This is a genomic window from Litchfieldella qijiaojingensis, from assembly GCF_014651875.1.
GTDB lineage: Bacteria > Pseudomonadota > Gammaproteobacteria > Pseudomonadales > Halomonadaceae > Litchfieldella > Litchfieldella qijiaojingensis.
In genome coordinates this window covers 66,029-82,657 of the sequence record NZ_BMXS01000014.1, presented here as the reverse complement: position 1 = coordinate 82,657, position 16,629 = coordinate 66,029, and the positions used below count along the sequence as shown (strand labels likewise).

Genomic DNA, 16,629 nt, shown 5'->3' with positions numbered 1-16,629 from the left:
CTCAGGGCTGCTCGATGCCCAGGGTCTCGATGAAGAGGTCGCGGCGGCTGAGCGCTTGGGCCGCTGCCTCGCCGCCATGGGTAGCGCAGGCATTGACCAGACACTCCGCGGCAGCGGCGAAGGCGACCATGCTGTTGGAGACGAAGCTACTCTCGTGGGGCGCCAGGATCGCCAGCTCGGAGTGGCGCACCAGCGGCGAGCTGGCGAAGTCGGTCACCGCGATCACGCGGATGCCATGGTCCTGGGCGGCGCGACATACCTCCACCACCTGCCGGGTGTAGGGCTTGCAACTGGCGGCGATCAGCACGTCGCCCGGCGATAGGGCGGCGAGCCCCTCGGCCACCCCCTGGTCGCTGCCGCCGAGCAGGGCTACATCGGCGCGCAGCATGGCCAGTCCGTAGGCCAGGAAACTGGCGAAGGCGTGGAACTGGCGCACCCCGTAGAGGCGCACCCGCCCCGCTCCCATCACCCGCTCGGCGAAGGCCTCCAGGTCGGTGTTGGAGAGGCCGTCCAGAAAGCGTTCGATGTTGTGACAGTGCTCGCGGCCCAACTGACGGGCCTGGGCGAGCAGGTCCCCGCGGTCGGCGGCCAAGGCCGCAGTAGCGTGCTGGCGATAGAAAGAGCGGGAACCGTCGAGGCGCTCGCTGAGCAGAATGCTCTGCAGCTCACCGAAGCGCTCGTAGCCGAGTGCCCGGGCCAGGCGCGAGATGGTCGAGGGATTGACCTCCAGGCGCCGGGCCAGGGTGGAGATCGACAGCAGCGCCTGGTCGCCGCTCAGCTCGAGCAGTTGCGCCAGCACCTCCTGGGCCTTGGGCCCGAGGTGCAGGTCTGTCTCGCCGCGGGCGATGGCCAGCGACAGGGCGCGCAGCGCCCCCAGGTCGCGGGGCGCTGTGTGCCGGTCAGTCGAAGAGGGTGTAGCAGGTGCCATGGTAGGGTCGACGGTCTCCGGGTGCATGCACTTCCCAATGAATACCGTCATTTAGCAACCGGAAGACGCCTGTCGCAAGGGTATTCTCGTGATCGGGGTCGTCTGCCTCGCGGCGGTAGATGGGCAGCCCTGCCCCGCCGCTGTCGCCGAGAATGGCCAGGGGGTCGCACTCGCCACCCGCGAGCAGCGCCTCGCCACGCCGCTGCCGATCCGCCGAAGAGTCGGTAACGATCTGGGCCGCCACCAAGTGCAAGGCATGGTTGGCGTGCACGCTGGCCGCCTCGATACGCCGCCGCGAGACCCTGCCCCCGCCGACCTCCAGGCTCAGCACCTCGGCCAAGCCCTGTTGGGCCAGGGTGAAGTGGAAGCCGCCGCCGACCGGGGCAGCCGCCAGCAGCGCCTCGATGGCCGCCAGGTCGGGCTGGGCCAGCATGGCGCGGGCCAGCACCATGCGTGGCAGCTCGGGCACCACACCGGTGAGGCGCAGGTTGTTCACCGTCTGGACGATGCCGGCCTCGGTGAGGACGAAGGTGTGGCCGGGGATCGAGCCGGGATAACAGAAGGCCAGGAAACCCGGCTGGTCATCGGGCCGCACCCGGGCCAGGAAGGCCTCACCATCGAGGCACGGCAGACCGTCCTCGTTGTGAGCGATGCAGGGGGTCTCTCCTGGCAGGATCACGGTAGTACAGCCATCGGGACAGTTGGCCAGCAGGTCACCGCGGCAGTTCCAGGCGAATATCGTCTCCAGCGGCAGTTCGAGGCCCGCCGCTAACCCCTCGAGCTCCTCCACCACCCAGGGCAGCCGCTCCCGGGTGGTGGCCAGCATGCGCGCTACCGTCAGGGCATGACGCTGGTGGGTGATGGTGCGCCACATCTCGCTATCCAGCAGCCGTTCATGGACCGCGCGCTGTCCGCGCCGCCCCAGGGCCAGGCCAATCTCGTAGTGACTGCCGGCGGCGTCGAGCCAACCCAGCCGACGCGCCACCGGGGATGAGAGATCAATGGACATGGCGCAGGAAGTCCTTCAGCCGAGGGTTGGTGGGATTGCAGAGCATCTCGCAGGGGTCGCCATCCACCGCGATCTTGCCATGCTCCATGAATATCAGCCGCGAGCCCACCTGGCGGGCGAAGGCCATCTCGTGGGTCACCACCACCATGGTCATGCCCTCCTCGGCCAGGTTGCGCATCACGTTGAGCACCTCCTGCTTGAGTTCGGGGTCCAGTGCCGAGGTGGGCTCGTCGAACAGCATCACCTTGGGACGCACGGCCAGGGCCCGGGCGATGGCCACTCGCTGCTGCTGGCCCCCGGAGAGCTCGGCGGGATAGTGGTGGGCGCGCTCCTTGAGGCCCACCTTGTCGAGCAGCTCGAGGCCGATCTCCTCCGCTTCCCGGCGGCTCTTGCCGCGCACGTGACGCGGCCCGAAGGCGACGTTCTGCAGCGCGGTGAGCTGGGGGAAGAGGTTGAACTGCTGGAAGACCATGCCGGCCTCCTGGCGGATCTCGCGCAGCCGGGCGTTGCCGGCCAGCACACTGATGTCGTCGACCCGCAGGTCGCCGCCAGTGATTTGCTCCAGGCCGTTGATGCAGCGCAGCAGGGTGGACTTGCCCGAGCCCGAGGGACCGATCAGCACCACTACCTCTCCCTGCTCGATGCTTAGGTCGACCTCGTCCAGCACTCGCAGCTCATCGAAGTGCTTCGACACGCCGCGGAATTGAATGATGCTCATAGGATCCGCAGCCTCCTCTCGATGACCCGCAGCAACAGGGTCAGGGTGCCGGTCATGATCAGGTAGATCGCGGCAATGGCGGTCCATATCTCCACCGCGCGGAAGTTGGCCGCCATGATCTCCTGACCGGTGCGGGTCAGCTCGCTGACACCGATCACAATGAACAGCGAAGTGTCCTTGAGGCTGACGATGCACTGGTTGCCCAGTGGCGGGATCAGGCGCCGGAACGCCAAGGGGCCGACGATATAGACCAGCACCTTCCAGCGCGGCAAGCCCAGCGCCAGCCCCGCCTCGGCTAGGCCGCGGCTGATCGACTGCAAGGCGCCGCGCACGATCTCGGCGATATAGGCGCCGGCGTTGACGACGATGGCGATCATCGCCGCCGTCAGCGGGTCGATGCGGATGCTGGCCAGCACCGGCAGGGCGAAGTAGAGGAACATCACCTGCACCACGATGGGGGTGCCGCGGATCAGCTCGATGTAGGCCATGGCGACGTAGTTGAGCGTCCAGTGGCCGTAGGCGCGCATCAGGCCGGCCACGACGCCCACCGCCATGCCGCCGGCGAGCCCCACCAGGGTGATGTAGAGGGTCATCTCGGCGCCATCGAGCAGCTCCGGCAGGAAGCCGGTGATGACGGACCAGTCGGTATTCATGGGTCACCTCGAAACAGAAGGCTCGGACGGGTTCACTCGGTGGGACGGGAGCCGAACCACTTCGCGTAGATCTCGACGTAGCGGCCGTCCTCGCGCATCGCGGCCAGGGCGGCATTCACCTCATCGACCAGCTCGCTGCCCTTGGGGAAGCCGATGCCGTATTCGTGGGCCATCATCGTCTCGCCCACCGCCTCGACCTGACCATTGCCGGCGGTGGCGACGTAATAGAGCACGTTGGGGGTGTCGTGCATGGCGGCATCGACGCGCCCGGTACGCAGCTCCAGGTAGGCGTTGTCGATATTGGGCAGCTTGCGGATGGCGGTCTCGGTGAAGTGCTCGTCGGCGTAGTCCGCCGAAGAGGTGCCCATCTTCACCGCGAGACTCTTGCCGGCCAGGTCGGCTGCACTCTGGATGTCGCTGCCGGACGGGACCAGCAGGGTGAAGCCGCTGTCGTAGTAGCCGTCGGAGAAGTCGATCACCTCCTCGCGGTCGGGGCGGATGGTGATGCCCGCCAGGGCCACGTCGACCTGGCCGGTCTGCAGGGCGGGAATGATGCCGGAGAAGTCCATCGGGCGCAGCTCGTACTCCCAGCCATTCTCCTCGGCAATGGCGGCCCAGAGGTCGATGTCGAAGCCGACGTACTCGCCATTTTCCACGAACTCGAAGGGCACGAAGGCGGTGTCGGTGGCGACGAGCAAGCGTTCGGCAGCAGTGGCCTGGGCGGCGACGGTCAGGGAGAGGCCGAGGGCGGCCCCGGTGATCAGGGTCTTCATGGGTGGTTCCTCGCGTGTTGTTGTTGAGGCGGAGGCGGTGCCTGGGAGCCTGTCGGACTTAACGCTGATCTGCTGCGAAACCCGGGCTTTCGGTCAAATCCGGCAGGCTCCTAGCGGCGACATGAAAATATATTTGCCCATAAATCGTAAAATGACAAGATTTTTGCCATTAACTGGCAAATATATTTGCGACGCTGTCTCACCCAGACAACGAAACCTCAGGATTTTCAAGGAAATAGCGTGCCGCCTCCCTATAAAGCCCTGAGACGGTCACGCAGGAGGATCACCCTGATAGGTGATGTGATATGGTAGGTCGCCATGATGCCCACACTGCACCGCCAGGCCTGACCACCGACGAGGCTGACATGCTGCGTATCTCCAACACAGTCGAACTGGCCGACTGGGAAATCGACATCAGCCAGATCCGCGCCCAAGGAGCGGGCGGTCAGAACGTCAACAAGGTAGCCTCTGCAGTACATCTGCGTTTCGATATCCTGCATTCCAGCTTGCCCCCCTTCTACAAGGAACGCCTGATGCAATTGTCCGATCAACGCATCAGCAAGGAGGGTGTCGTCATCATCAAGGCGCAGAACTACCGCACGCTGGAGCAAAACAAGGAAGATGCGCTGCAGCGGCTGAAAGAACTCATCCAAGGTGCGGTGAAACAGCAAAAAGCCCGCAAAGCCACCAAACCAACGAAAGGCTCCAAGCGGCGCCGGGTGGACAACAAGACCCGCAAGGGAAAGACCAAGGCGCTACGCGGCAAGGTTGAGGTTTGAGCCATAATGTCTCCAGGCATGGCCAACCGGGGGCATGGACATGGGACGGGATGTACACGATAGCCGTTTCCGGCATCGCTATCTGAGCCATGACGCGCTGACTCGTCAGCTCAAGGCGTGGGTTCAGGCCTATCCGCACCTGGCTCATCTGCAAAGCATCGGTATTAGCCCCAAGGGGCAGGAGATCTGGGTGCTCACCATTGGCCCTGAGCCCGAGCGCCCTCGTCCCGCTGTGTGGGTGGACGGCAACATGCACGGCACCGAGTTGGCCGGTTCCAGTGTCGCGCTGGCGGTCGCCGAGGCGGCACTGGCCCTGCACACCGAGTCGCTTCCCCTGCCCGGCGATGTCCCCGAGCATCTTCGCCAATTCCTGCAAGACGTCCTGTTCTACGTATGCCCACGCATCTCTCCGGATGGTGCCGAGCAAGTGCTCAGGCAGAGCGGTTTCGTACGCTCCGCGCCGCGGCGAACGCCGGATTCCGTCGACGGGCCCCATTGGCGCGCCAAGGACTTGGACGGCGACGGCCATTGCCGTTACATGCGCATCGATGATGAGGCTGGAGACTTCGTGGCATCACCCAAGTATCCCGGCCTGATGCTGCCGCGCCAGGTCGACGACCCACCGCCCTATTGGCAACTCTATCCCGAAGGGGTCATCGAGAACTGGGACGGCGAGACGATCCCCGAGCCCCAATGGCTGCAAGGCACGCCGGACTTCAACCGCAATTTCCCTTGGAGCTGGCAACCGGAACCGGAACAGGTCGGTGCCGGCCAGTATCCCGGCTCCGAACCCGAGACACGCGCCGTCATCGATTTCGCCATCGCTCACCCAAACCTCTATGCCTGGCTGAACCTGCATACCTTCGGCGGCGTGTTCATTCGCCCGCTCATCGATGCACCGGATAGCCGCATGGATCAGGGAGACCTGGCCATCTACCAGCAACTGGCTGCTTGGGGGCGATCCTTTGTCGGCTATCCCACCGTCAGTGGCTACGAGGAATTCACCTATCAGCCCGATACCCCACTGCATGGCGATCTCACCGAATTTGCCTACCATCAGCGGGGCTGTGTGGCACTGGTCTGCGAGCTATGGGACCTGTTTAAACGGATGGACCGTCCTCGCCCAAAGCGCTTCGTGGAACACTACACGGCCTTCGACCGAGAGGACATGGAATGGCTGGCGCAATGGGATACGGAACATAACCGGCAGCGTCTGTTCCACCCCTGGCAAACCTTACGTCATCCGCAACTAGGCGAGTTGGAGGTCGGAGGGCTGGACCCGGTCGTCGGTATATGGAACCCGCCACCCGAGATATTGCCGGCGATTTGCGACGGCATGGTCGCCTACTGGCTACGTGTTGCGGCACTGGTGCCCCGGCTGGCGATAGCGAACGTACGCTGCACGCCGCTCGGAGATGGCTATCGGGAGTTACGGGTCACGGTGGAGAATCGCGGCTACTTGCCCAGCTATGGGCTCAATGCCGCTCGAGAACGGCCATGGAACACGGGCGTGGACGCGCAAGCCAGTGCCGTGGGCTGCCGGCTTCAGGACCCCGGGAAGGGCCGTCAGACGCTGGGTCACCTGGATGGCTGGGGGCGAGGGTTGGGTGAGGCGTCGCTGATGCCTTGGTTCCAGCGTTCGCGCGGCAATGGCCACCAGGCCAATGTCCGCTGGATCGTCCAGGGCGAAGGAGAGGTCACGGTGCGCATCGGCGGACCGCGGCTGGGCTATGTGACCCGCACGATACCGATACCGGGAAACGCCACCGGCTAAGTGGTGCGGTCTAGTTGCTCACGTGCGGATCACTCGCTCCGCAAGGCTTGCTGGCGTGCGTATTCGCGGCGTTTCTGCTCGAGATAAGCCTGTTCATCCATCTCGCGGAGCTGACGCGGGTAGCGCTCAGTCGCCGCGAACCATCGCTTCAGGCGCTCGTCGAGCCGCTCGGACTCGGACACCATTCGCGTCTCGAGATGGACTTCCAGCGCCAGGTAGAAGCGCATGACATTGCGCTCGATCATGCCGCGTACGCCGCCCACGTAACGTGGCTCCCCATCCGCCTCATAACCCTCGACGGTAAACCCCTCGCGATGCCGACCACCAAAGGTGAAATAGGCCGACATGGCAAGCCGTGCGGGCAAGCCGAAAACCAGTGAGTAGCGCAAGTGAACCAGGCTCTCGTCCTCGCTATATGGCATTGCCTGCAACTGGAGACGGAAAGCACGAGTGCTGTATGGGCCCTGGTCGCCTTCCAGCACGGTGGCGAAATACTGGTCATACGCCGCCACGAGACGCAGGTTCAGATCGAGCCGCTCCGCCTCAGTAAGCGGTTGGTAGTCTTGCCTGCCGACATAGACGTGCAACCCGGTCGCGTCGGCGCCCTCTTCTTCCTCATGCAGACAGGCCTCGACGTTGAGGTGGAGAAACATGATCTCGCACCAGGCCGCTGCGGACTGCAGCTCGATGGCCAGCGTTTCAAGAGGATGGGGAATGCGGGCAAAAACACTGCCGCTCACGGAGTAGCGCCGTTCTTCGGATACCACCTGAAGCGGTTCATCCAACGGCGAGCCGGCGATCGCCTCGATCCACTGATCGCGGAGTGGCGTACCCTGAGCCATGGCCGGTGGCAGAGACAGCCACACGAGCAACAGGCAGAGAATGACGACCACATCATTCCCATGTCTTGACGACACGGTTGGCGATGAAGCGAGGCACCTGGGCATCGGCTTTTCAAACGACCGGCGATATCTGGATCGTAGTCAACGATCACACACCGGCACAAATAACGACACCCGTCAAAGTGAGCACGGAAGACCCTTGAATGTAACCTAATGTGTACTAATGTTTCAATAAGCCTGTCGTCGAAAGCGTACAGACTCGGTTGTAAGAAGCTTCAGATGTACCCCAAGCCGGAGGGTATCCCATGCACATTCAACACACCGCCGACGTTGATCACTTTCACCAAGGTATCGGCAGGACACATTGGGCGGGACGAACGATCATCACGGCACGACGCGAGCCGGATGAAGGTCCGATGAGTGTAGAGCAAGCGGCCAATGCGAGGCGCGAAGCCGAGTACGTGGCCAGGCGCAATGGCATCAAGGAGCCGCTGCTTCAGATCTGGAAGATCGGCACCTGAACCTCGAACGGTACCGGTATCCTGCATCAGTCGATGGGCTTCGCTTTGCGGAGCCCAGGTTGTCTCGGCAATGCCACCGGCGGTGTGATGCCAGAATTCTCAGCCTGGCTTGCATCGCTCGGTGGCGGCGAAGCCTTTGCGCTCACAATTCATTGATATTCCGGATATTAGCAGTCCGACGCCTCGGCATAGCCATTACGCTTCATTACCTTGCCGCCCTATCGATGGCCGACTATCGTTGGGCAATAGGGAAGTTTCCGGGTAGCCAATGGTTCCGGTCATCCGCCAAGTGTGAGGAGCCGCGATATGGCGACGGCACACGATCCCAGCTTTTATCGGTCTCCGGCTGACGCAGCCAAGGCGCCGCCCGAGAAGCTCGCCTACGTCGCCATGCCCAATGTCGAGGCCCCTCCGCAGCCCGATAGGCTGGCCGTGGTCGACGTCGACCCCGACTCGCCGACGTATGCTCAGATTGTGGGTCAGCTCGAGATGCCGAATGCTGGCGACGAGCTTCACCGTTTCGGCTGGAATGCCTGCAGCGCCTGCCTGTGTCCCGGGCATGATCACCACATGGAGCGGCGCTATCTCATCGTTCCGGGTATCCGTTCGTCCCGAATCCATGTGATCGACACTCAGCCCGATCCGAAGACGCCCCAACTGCATAAGGTCATCGAGCCGCAAGAGGTTCACGAGAAAACCGGCTATTCACGACCACATACCGTCCATTGCGGGCCGGACGGAATCTATATCAGCGCGCTGGGTGCCCCCGATGGCGAAGGCCCGGGCGGTATCCTCCTGATGGATGCACATAACTTCGAGCTTGGCGGAGCCTGGGAAGCCGAGCGGGGCGATCAGTATTTCGCGTACGATTTCTGGTGGCATCTCATGAAGGATGTCATGGTCACCAGCGAATGGGCGACACCGAACATGATCGAAAACGGTGTCGAGCCTCAATTGCTGCTGGGTGGCAAATACGGCCATTGCATGCACATCTGGAATCTCGAGGAGCGCCGACACCTCGAGACACTGGATCTCGGCAAGGAACACCAGATGGTGCTGGAGCTGCGCCCGGCGCATCATCCCGACAAGCTCTACGGCTTCGTCGGTGTCGTATTGAGCCTGAACGATCTGTCGGCTTCCGTATGGCTGTGGCATCGGGATAACGGCAAATGGAAGGTTCAGAAGGTCATCGAGATCCCGGCGGAAGCCGCCAAGCCGGACGACCTGCCGCCATTGCTCAAGGGCTTCAAGGCGGTGCCACCGCTGATCACCGACATCAATCTGTCGACCGACGACCGCTTCCTGTACGTTTCATGCTGGGGTACGGGAGAATTGCGTCAGTATGATGTGACGGATCCCTACCATCCCAAGCCCACCGGTTTCGTCCGGCTAGGTGGCATCGTCAGACGTTCGCCGCTTCCCTCAGTAGAAGGGCCGCTGAATGGTGGACCACAGATGGTCGAGGTCAGCCGCGATGGCCGCCGCGTCTACTTCACCAATTCGCTTTATGCCGCCTGGGATGAACAGTTCTATCCCGACGGAGTGAAAGGCTGGATGGTCAAACTGGATGTGCCGCCGAAAGGGGGTATGAGCCTGGACCCGAACTTCTTCCTCGAATTCGACCCGCGCTACCGTGGCCACCAGGTCCGCCTGCAAGGTGGGGATTCTTCATCGGATTCGTATTGTTATTCGAAGTGAGAGGTTTACCATAGCGAAAGAATCAAAACATCAACCAAGGAAGATAGAAATGAGAAGCCACTGGCCATCGAGTTTGACGTAAGCAGTTTCTCGGAAAATATCGAGTGGTTGGAGCCGACCGACGAACTTCCCTGGAAGCAACCTCTCGCCAACATCCCAAACTTGCCGGTCAGCGCCGTGGTGGGAGTCCACCAGCTCGAGTCCGTGCTCGTGGATGGAAAGAACGTTTACAAGCTTAGAAAAGCCGTTTGCGATACGTCTCGTCCAATCATTTGAGCGAAATATAACGAGACAAAGGAAACTTACATGCTAGCGATCATTCTGGAATTCGACGTTGCAGAAGGGAAGGAAGAAGAGTTTCGTGAATCCTGGAAAGAAACGACGGAGTATATCCACAGGAATTTCGGCAGCCTAGGCTCGCGCCTGCATAGGGCGGAAGACGGCAAATTCATTGCTTACGCTCAATGGCCAGATCGTGAAACCTATGAGAAAGAGCATGACTGGTCAGAGGAAGGAGCCAAGTGTCGAGAGCGCATGCGAGAGACCCTCAAGTCTGAAAAAGTGACTGTATTGCACAAGCTTGACGTGGACACCGACTTGCTTGAACGGAAAATCTTTCACCTGCAGTAATCAGTGTGACAGCACTTGCCCCGCATTCTCGCCCTCAGGCTGGGCGAGAATGCGGTGATCCCCTGGAACTGCTTCCAGCCCCAAGAAATCTCCCATGGACCTCACAGCTATCCATTAGCGCCTGCTCACGGTCGCTTAGGCCATAGTCACGCACGACATGCGCGACCCTGAGTCAGTAGTTCTCGAATATCGAGGATCTCCCCGCCCGCTGCGCGGCTCGGTGCAGCTCCCGGCGCCTTGTGTGACCCACAGGGATGTGGGAAATGCGTGGGTCCGTCGGGAACGGACCTAGCCTTGAAACCGCCCGTCGATTCATTCAGTGCGCCCCTAAACGCAATTTCCCTCAGATGTCCCATCAATACAAAGAAAAGCGGTCATCTTCGTGTTGTTACTTGGGTTCTGGATTCTCGTCTCCTCGATACCATCGTCAGTAATGGAGACAACCAATACGGAGATTGGTATGCAGAACTCGAGCTACACCGTTGCCACCATAGCAGCACTTTCTTTGCTCACTGCCTGTGCCAGTGGAGGAGGAGGCGGCGGTGGAACAGGAGGGGATGGCTCTTCAGCAGGTGATGATAGCTCTGGCAGCGGCTCCACGGATCCCGAGATCACCATGGCCAATGACGAGATCCTGGTGGGGGTGGCCGATTCCGGATTTCGTCTGACCCATGAGAGCTTCTCCGACCAGGTCAGGTCAACGGCTAACCTCGCGGACACCTCAAGTTCGGATGTCACCACCGACCCGGATCACGGCACGGCAGTTACATCTCTGGCAAGCGACACTATGGCGAACAGTGCCTTGCTCCTTGCCAAGGTCAATGATGATTCCGTCGGCATGGCTTGGACGAATGTCCTGGACTACAGCGTCGGCTATCTGGCGGATGAGGGAGCGAGGGTAATCAATCTCAGTTACGAGGGCCGCATGGAGGCCCCCCATCCCAGCGCTTCGTACAACGGGGTCAACTCACTGGACTCGTTGCATAAGGTCACCACCAGCAACAACGGCTTGGGGTCCGTCTATGTGGTCGCTGCGGGTAACACGGGAGCGGCAATCCAAGCCAGCAACCCCATCCACCAGTATGACGGCATCTTCGAGAACATGCTTATAGTGGGTGGTTCCGATGGCAATGATATCCATCCTGCCAGCGCCTATCCCGGGGAGGATGCCGACTGGCAGTCCCGGTTCCTGGTAGCGCCAATGTTCGCGGAGATCGCGCTGGCCACAGGGGATCAAGACTATGGCCTGGGGGGCGGAACGTCCTTTGCGGCAGCACAAGTGACTGCGGCGGCGGCTGATATCATGGGCAAGTGGCCACACCTTACAGCAACCGAGGTTTCCGGGCTGCTCCTCTCCACCGCTAGCCAGGACTCACCGCTCTACTCCAGCAACAACTGCGGTAGTGGTGGAAACATCAACTGCGGTGACTACTACTTCGGCCAGGGCAAGCTCGACCTGGAGGAGGCCCTGGAGCCCCAAGGGACGTTGTCACTGCCAACGGGCAGTACGGTCGACGGCGCCTCAATGGACCCCTATTCCAGCTCTGCTGCGCTGTCTGCGAGCTTCGGGGATGCGTACCGGAATAGCGCTGCCCTACGTGACGTGGCAGCGTTCGATGACCTGGGACGTGACTACCGAGTGGACCTCTCTGGCAGCATTGTCGCCAAGCATGACCATGCCGAGCGCCAGGCCAACCGGATGACTCGCGTGGCGGCTCAGCAGCAGCAAGTGACTGAGCAGCGGATGACAACCTGGAACGATTGGGTACTGGCTTCGCGTTACCAGTCGGGGCCGGGTTCGATGGCTTCATCCTTCAAGGTGGATACGGGCAACTATGCCTTTGGCATATTTCACCTGCAGGGCGATGCGGCGACCCCGTCAGCACTCTCTGATGACCTATCGATGATGCCCATGATGTCTTTCCAGGAGGCTGGCGGCACGTTGGAGGCCCTGTCTCAACTGATTGGCGTCGACTCTTCCATGTCACTCAGCGACAACCTCCAGCTTGGCCTGCGGCACTGGCAGGGGGATCCCGGCGACACCACCTCGACCTTGAGCGAAGCGTATACGGCGAGGCACTCGGATGTCTCCATGACCTACAGCGCAACGGATCGCCTGGACGTGACCGCGGCAATGGGCATCACTAGGGAAGATGGGGGCTTCCTGGGCGCCCAAGGCCAAGGGGCCCTCTCGCTCGGCGATGACGGCCGCATGACCACCTCGCGCTTGAAGCTGGACTTCGATGTCACCGACACCATCACCACCTTCGCCCTCTATGCACAAGGCACTGGCGGTACCGATACGAGCAGCGGCCTGATTCAGTCGATCGAGAATGCTCGAACCGAGGAACTGGCCATGGGCCTTCTCTGGCAGGATGGCCCACACGCAGCAGGGTTTACCTATCGGCACCCTCAACGCTTGGATAGCGGCAAGGCTACACTGTCGGTACCTGTGGGTCGAACGCTTGATGGTACCGTGATCCGTGAAGAGCGCGAGCTCGATCTGACGCCCTCAGGTCGACAGCAGGATTTCGAGTTCGGTTACGCAGTGTCGCCTTCCGATCGCTCGCAACTGCAGTTCAACTTCCTCTACACTCTCGAGCCTTCCCATGACAGCTCAGCCAGTGATGATTGGGCCGCTATGTTCAGCTATCAGGCGGAGTTCTAATGCCACCACTGATGAATGCGCGGGCCATCCTGGGGGTGGCCTTACTCAGCACCACATTACTCTCAGGCTGCCAGGTGATGGCGAATAGTCCTCCCCAGGAGATGCTCGATGAGCGTGGCCGGGTGGTAGCCCGCTGGGTGAAGGCTGGTACGGACGGTCAGGGTTGCCAGCTCTATCGCCGAGTGTCCCTGAGCGAAGATCACGTCCCAGATGCCTCGCTCTGGTACTGGGATGGTAAATCCTTCACGGTGTCATCGGAGAAATGCACCAACCACAGAGGCAAAGCTCTCGACGATTGAAGCTGCCCCCACCCGACGGCCCTGCGGCATTTTTGTGCCAGCAATATGGTAGCCGTCCTGCCATGTCGTGGCCGGGTGGAGAGACGCAAAGGTAAGTACTGGCGCATGAGCCATGCTCATGGAAGCTCATCGTAACAATCTAGCTGGTCGGTGATCTCGAACCACGGCGCTTTCGAGGCACAGTAGATATGCACATTGGGCCGTTGCGTAGGCGCATCATCGAGCACACCCAGGCGAACGATATATTTGCCACGCTTCAGTTTGTGGGAGAACAAGTTCGAGCCGCAGCCACTGCAAAATCCCAACTCCGTTTCCTCGGATTTCGGGTAACGGGATACGAACTGTTCCCCAGCGGTGATCGAGAAGTCCTTCTCATCCACGAGGCCTCCTGCCGCGAACGCAGAGCCCGTCCACTTTCGGCACTGCGAACAATGGCAGTAGCCGATGAAATCGAATTGATCCGGCACCTGGATTTCCACTTTTCCACACAGGCATGAACCCGTCAGTTTTTTCATCGTGACTTCACCTCAGATGGCATCGAAGGAGTGACGAACGAGCGGGGCATCGAATGCCAGGTGGCCGGCGATATCGGCCATGGCATCGAACGGTTGTTCGTAGCTCCAGGCAACATCGGTCAGCGTCTCTCCGTCCAGTTCCAGAGAGTAATAACTGGCATCGCCCTTGAATGGGCAGTGGGTGACCGTAGCCGAGCGAGTCAGGCGCTCCATGTCGACGTCCTGGCGAGGAATGTATTGGCGATGGGGATAGCCCTTCTCGCGCAACTCGATGGCGTTCTGGGTATCGGCGATCAACGTGTCGCCGACCCAGACACGGACCCGCTGCGGATTGAGATGCAGGCTGATGTGCCCAGCGGGATCATGAATCATGACGTCGAGGCCTCGTTATCGCTGGTGTGCTAGCCATAACCGTAGCAGACCGATGCCCCCCGTTCTCACTCCGCTTCTTTGTACGCCACGAACTCACCCTTGCCGACGGGCACCAGACAGGTCGTGAATATCTCCATACCCTCGATATAGGCCATGAAGTCGGCCAGTTCCGGCCGATGCGAGATGGCGTTGTCGCAGACCAGTACCCCGCCGGAATTCAATGCCTCGATCACGTCGTCGGCGAAGTCGAGGTATTCCGAGCGCTCGGCATCAAGGAAAACGACATCGAAGCGCGCCTTCCGCGCCCGGAGATAGTTTGCCGCCGAACCTTCGATCTGCCGGATCTTGTGCGTCAATCCCGCCCTGGCGAAGTTGTCGCTGGCCTCGAGCACTTTATCGGGCGAGGCTTCGACGGTAGTGACCCGGCCCGACGCGCCAAGGGACGAAGCCAGCCACAATGTGGAGTAGCCATTCGAGGTACCGATTTCCAGTACGCTGCTGGCCCTCATGGCCTTGAGCAGTACCGCAAGGAACTGGCCGGTATCACGGGTGATATTGAGATATTTTTGGCTTCGCTCGGTAGCTTGGGCATCGTTCTCTTCGCCCTTTCGTTCCAGCTCCGCCAATAGTGTTTGGAGTGACATAGGCCTCCCTTCCCTCACTGATGTGGTATCGATGGGGACGAATCCAAGGCATCCCGCTTCATTTAACCCTATTCGGTGCATCCTCACCATGAGCTTGTCGCACACCGGCTTGCCCCCCTCACCCCCAGTGCTAGCTTGAGAGTCAGCGATCCCGGACAAGCCCAATAACGAACCTCGGTGGCTGACCATGAAACTCACTCCATCCCCCCATCAGCACCACGTCTTCTTCATCCCCCTTGCACTTGCTTCACTGCTGCTTGTCGCGGTCTTCTGGCATTCTCCCGCTCACGCCCAGGCATCGGGCCAGGTACCACGCCTGGAGCCATCGGAGTGCGCAACGCAGGCACTCAGCGAGCTACAGGCGCAGTGCTACACCTTTTACGGCCAAGAGAATTGGGATGAGCCGAACGGCACCATCATCGAGTTGCCTGTCGCGGTGTTCGACCCCGAAGCAGAAGCCGCGTCAGGGGAAAGCAGTGCCGATGTGCCGGTCGTCTTCTTCCCGGGTGGTCCCGGCTATTCCTCACTGGGCAATCGCGAGTACCTGGAACAGCTGCTCAAGGATGTCGGCAATCGCACGCTGGTAACGATGGATCATCGTGGATTCATCCATGCCAAGCCGACACTGAGATGCCCCAACTATGCAGCGGTATCTCCCTATCACAACATCATCCATACACCGGCCATTGCCTCTTCGTTGGATCCTATGGAACGCCTCGATAGCATCACCGGTGTCGTGGCCAACTGTTATCGGAAACTCCGCGCGGAAGGGGTCGAGGTTTCCCAATACAACTCCTACACGGTGAGTCGGGATGTCGATGAGATTCGCCGTTTACTCGATTACGACAAGATCGACGCCTTCGGCTCGTCGACGGGTAGCGGCACGGTACTCTCCTACATCCAGTATCACCCGGACAGCGTACGCGCCGCGATACTCGGCTGGCCCTGGTTCATCAACCTGCGCAACCGCGCCCCTGTGGATGAGTTGTACACCGCCAAGCAGACCTTCACTGACACCTTGGCCCTTTGCGTTGCACAGAGCGAAGGCTGCCGAGACATGCTGCCCGCCTGGTTCCTGGCGATCGACAGGACACGCCGCAATCTCGATGGCAGGCCCTTCGTCGCTTCGGTGGAGGAGCCCGACGGCAGCGAGAAGCCCCTCTATTTCGACGGAGCGGCCTTTCTCGACACTCTCTACCTGATGCTGGCCAGCGACTATGCCGTGCTGCCGAGCCTGATCACCGACATTGAACAAGGCGACTACTCACGTCTGAAGGATTTCTTCCTGATCGATCAATATGACCCCGAGCCTGAAGCCCCCAACTATGCACTGGGTTACTTCCTGGCCCACGTCTGCAACGACATGGGAACCAACCGGCCCACGCCTCAGGATTCAATCGCCGCCGTCAAGCGCGAGCCTGCCGTACTGGGCTTCGAGCCGCCCTGGCTATGCGCCTGGTGGGGTGGCAACGGTGATGTGCCCACCGAACACAACGATCCGCTCGTCTCGGATGTCCCGGCACTGGCGATTCACGGCCAGATGGATCCATGCTGCGGGACTCGCTGGAGCGAACATGCAGCACGTACCATGCCCAACCTCCAGTTCGTGGAATTTCAGGCCATGGGGCACAACCCCGTCACGGAATGCCGCTCGACCATGATCCAGGATTTTCTCGACGATCCCCAGGCGACCGTGGACGACAGTTGCAAGGATGAAGTGTCACTGGAGCCTTGGGTATTAGAAAAAACGGAGGAATGATCGAGCCGATGTCTGCACATCATTATACTAATGGATGACATGCTTAT

Annotated in this window: 17 protein-coding genes; 8 read left to right on the top strand and 9 right to left on the bottom strand. The window is 60.9% G+C overall.

Features of this window, described 5'->3' with window-relative positions:
• Position 1 precedes the first annotated feature (1 nt).
• The 5 genes from IE093_RS13915 to glnH are packed head-to-tail and all read right to left on the bottom strand — an operon-like array spanning position 2 to position 4,081.
• Complete coding sequence (locus IE093_RS13915) at positions 2 to 928, bottom strand: MurR/RpiR family transcriptional regulator (protein WP_189470192.1); 927 nt, start codon at positions 926 to 928, stop codon at positions 2 to 4.
• Positions 900 to 1,937, bottom strand: a complete 1,038-nt coding sequence (locus IE093_RS13910; protein ID WP_189470190.1) for a C45 family autoproteolytic acyltransferase/hydrolase — start codon at positions 1,935 to 1,937, stop codon at positions 900 to 902. Before IE093_RS13910 ends, IE093_RS13915 begins: the two co-directional genes overlap by 29 nt.
• Positions 1,927 to 2,655 carry a glutamine ABC transporter ATP-binding protein GlnQ gene (gene glnQ, locus IE093_RS13905; protein WP_189470188.1) on the bottom strand — a complete coding sequence of 243 codons (729 nt, stop codon included), beginning with the start codon at positions 2,653 to 2,655 and terminating at the stop codon, positions 1,927 to 1,929. The genes IE093_RS13910 and glnQ overlap by 11 nt, the downstream gene beginning before the upstream one ends.
• On the bottom strand, positions 2,652 to 3,308 hold the full coding sequence (gene glnP, locus IE093_RS13900) for a glutamine ABC transporter permease GlnP (RefSeq protein WP_189470187.1): 657 nt from the start codon (positions 3,306 to 3,308) through the stop codon (positions 2,652 to 2,654). Before glnP ends, glnQ begins: the two co-directional genes overlap by 4 nt.
• A 32-nt stretch (positions 3,309 to 3,340) precedes the next feature.
• On the bottom strand, positions 3,341 to 4,081 hold the full coding sequence (gene glnH, locus IE093_RS13895) for a glutamine ABC transporter substrate-binding protein GlnH (protein WP_189470185.1): 741 nt from the start codon (positions 4,079 to 4,081) through the stop codon (positions 3,341 to 3,343).
• A 365-nt stretch (positions 4,082 to 4,446) separates the two neighbouring features.
• Here glnH and arfB point away from each other — a divergent pair, with 365 nt between their 5' ends.
• Entirely contained in the window at positions 4,447 to 4,860 is a 414-nt protein-coding gene (gene arfB, locus IE093_RS13890) for an alternative ribosome rescue aminoacyl-tRNA hydrolase ArfB (RefSeq protein WP_189470183.1), read from the top strand.
• 40 nt (positions 4,861 to 4,900) lie between these two features.
• Positions 4,901 to 6,634, top strand: coding sequence for a M14 family metallopeptidase (locus IE093_RS13885; protein WP_189470181.1), 1,734 nt, complete (start codon positions 4,901 to 4,903; stop codon positions 6,632 to 6,634).
• Positions 6,635 to 6,663: 29 nt separating this feature from the next.
• Here the strand turns inward: IE093_RS13885 and IE093_RS13880 are convergent, their stop codons facing one another.
• Positions 6,664 to 7,527 carry a hypothetical protein gene (locus IE093_RS13880; RefSeq protein WP_189470178.1) on the bottom strand — a complete coding sequence of 288 codons (864 nt, stop codon included), beginning with the start codon at positions 7,525 to 7,527 and terminating at the stop codon, positions 6,664 to 6,666.
• 254 nt (positions 7,528 to 7,781) lie between these two features.
• On the opposite strand from IE093_RS13880, the gene IE093_RS13875 reads away from it, so the two are divergent.
• The 5 genes from IE093_RS13875 (at position 7,782) to IE093_RS13855 (ending at position 13,292) form a co-directional block, all read left to right on the top strand.
• A complete protein-coding gene (locus tag IE093_RS13875) occupies positions 7,782 to 7,997 on the top strand; it encodes a hypothetical protein (RefSeq protein ID WP_189470176.1) in 216 nt (71 codons plus the stop codon).
• 306 nt (positions 7,998 to 8,303) lie between these two features.
• On the top strand, positions 8,304 to 9,695 hold the full coding sequence (locus IE093_RS13870; RefSeq protein ID WP_189470174.1) for a selenium-binding protein SBP56-related protein: 1,392 nt from the start codon (positions 8,304 to 8,306) through the stop codon (positions 9,693 to 9,695).
• A gap of 306 nt (positions 9,696 to 10,001) precedes the next feature.
• The gene (locus IE093_RS13865) at positions 10,002 to 10,325 is read left to right on the top strand and encodes an antibiotic biosynthesis monooxygenase family protein (RefSeq protein WP_189470172.1); all 324 of its coding nucleotides are present in this window, start codon (positions 10,002 to 10,004) and stop codon (positions 10,323 to 10,325) included.
• Positions 10,326 to 10,785: 460 nt separating this feature from the next.
• Entirely contained in the window at positions 10,786 to 12,993 is a 2,208-nt protein-coding gene (locus tag IE093_RS13860) for a S8 family serine peptidase (RefSeq protein ID WP_189470170.1), read from the top strand.
• Entirely contained in the window at positions 12,993 to 13,292 is a 300-nt protein-coding gene (locus IE093_RS13855; protein ID WP_189470168.1) for a YdgH/BhsA/McbA family protein, read from the top strand. Before IE093_RS13860 ends, IE093_RS13855 begins: the two co-directional genes overlap by 1 nt.
• 116 nt (positions 13,293 to 13,408) lie before the next feature.
• Here the strand turns inward: IE093_RS13855 and IE093_RS13850 are convergent, their stop codons facing one another.
• From IE093_RS13850 to IE093_RS13840, 3 genes are all read right to left on the bottom strand, one after another.
• Positions 13,409 to 13,807 carry a GFA family protein gene (locus tag IE093_RS13850; RefSeq protein ID WP_189470166.1) on the bottom strand — a complete coding sequence of 133 codons (399 nt, stop codon included), beginning with the start codon at positions 13,805 to 13,807 and terminating at the stop codon, positions 13,409 to 13,411.
• A gap of 12 nt (positions 13,808 to 13,819) precedes the next feature.
• Positions 13,820 to 14,179: a DUF427 domain-containing protein gene (locus IE093_RS13845; protein ID WP_189470165.1), complete on the bottom strand. Its 360-nt coding sequence runs from the start codon at positions 14,177 to 14,179 to the stop codon at positions 13,820 to 13,822.
• A gap of 65 nt (positions 14,180 to 14,244) precedes the next feature.
• Positions 14,245 to 14,823 (bottom strand): O-methyltransferase, encoded by a 579-nt coding sequence (locus IE093_RS13840; protein WP_189470164.1) that lies wholly within the window; start codon positions 14,821 to 14,823, stop codon positions 14,245 to 14,247.
• A 187-nt stretch (positions 14,824 to 15,010) separates the two neighbouring features.
• Here IE093_RS13840 and IE093_RS13835 point away from each other — a divergent pair, with 187 nt between their 5' ends.
• Positions 15,011 to 16,582: an alpha/beta fold hydrolase gene (locus IE093_RS13835; RefSeq protein ID WP_189470163.1), complete on the top strand. Its 1,572-nt coding sequence runs from the start codon at positions 15,011 to 15,013 to the stop codon at positions 16,580 to 16,582.
• The last annotated feature ends 47 nt before the right edge of the window (positions 16,583 to 16,629 follow it).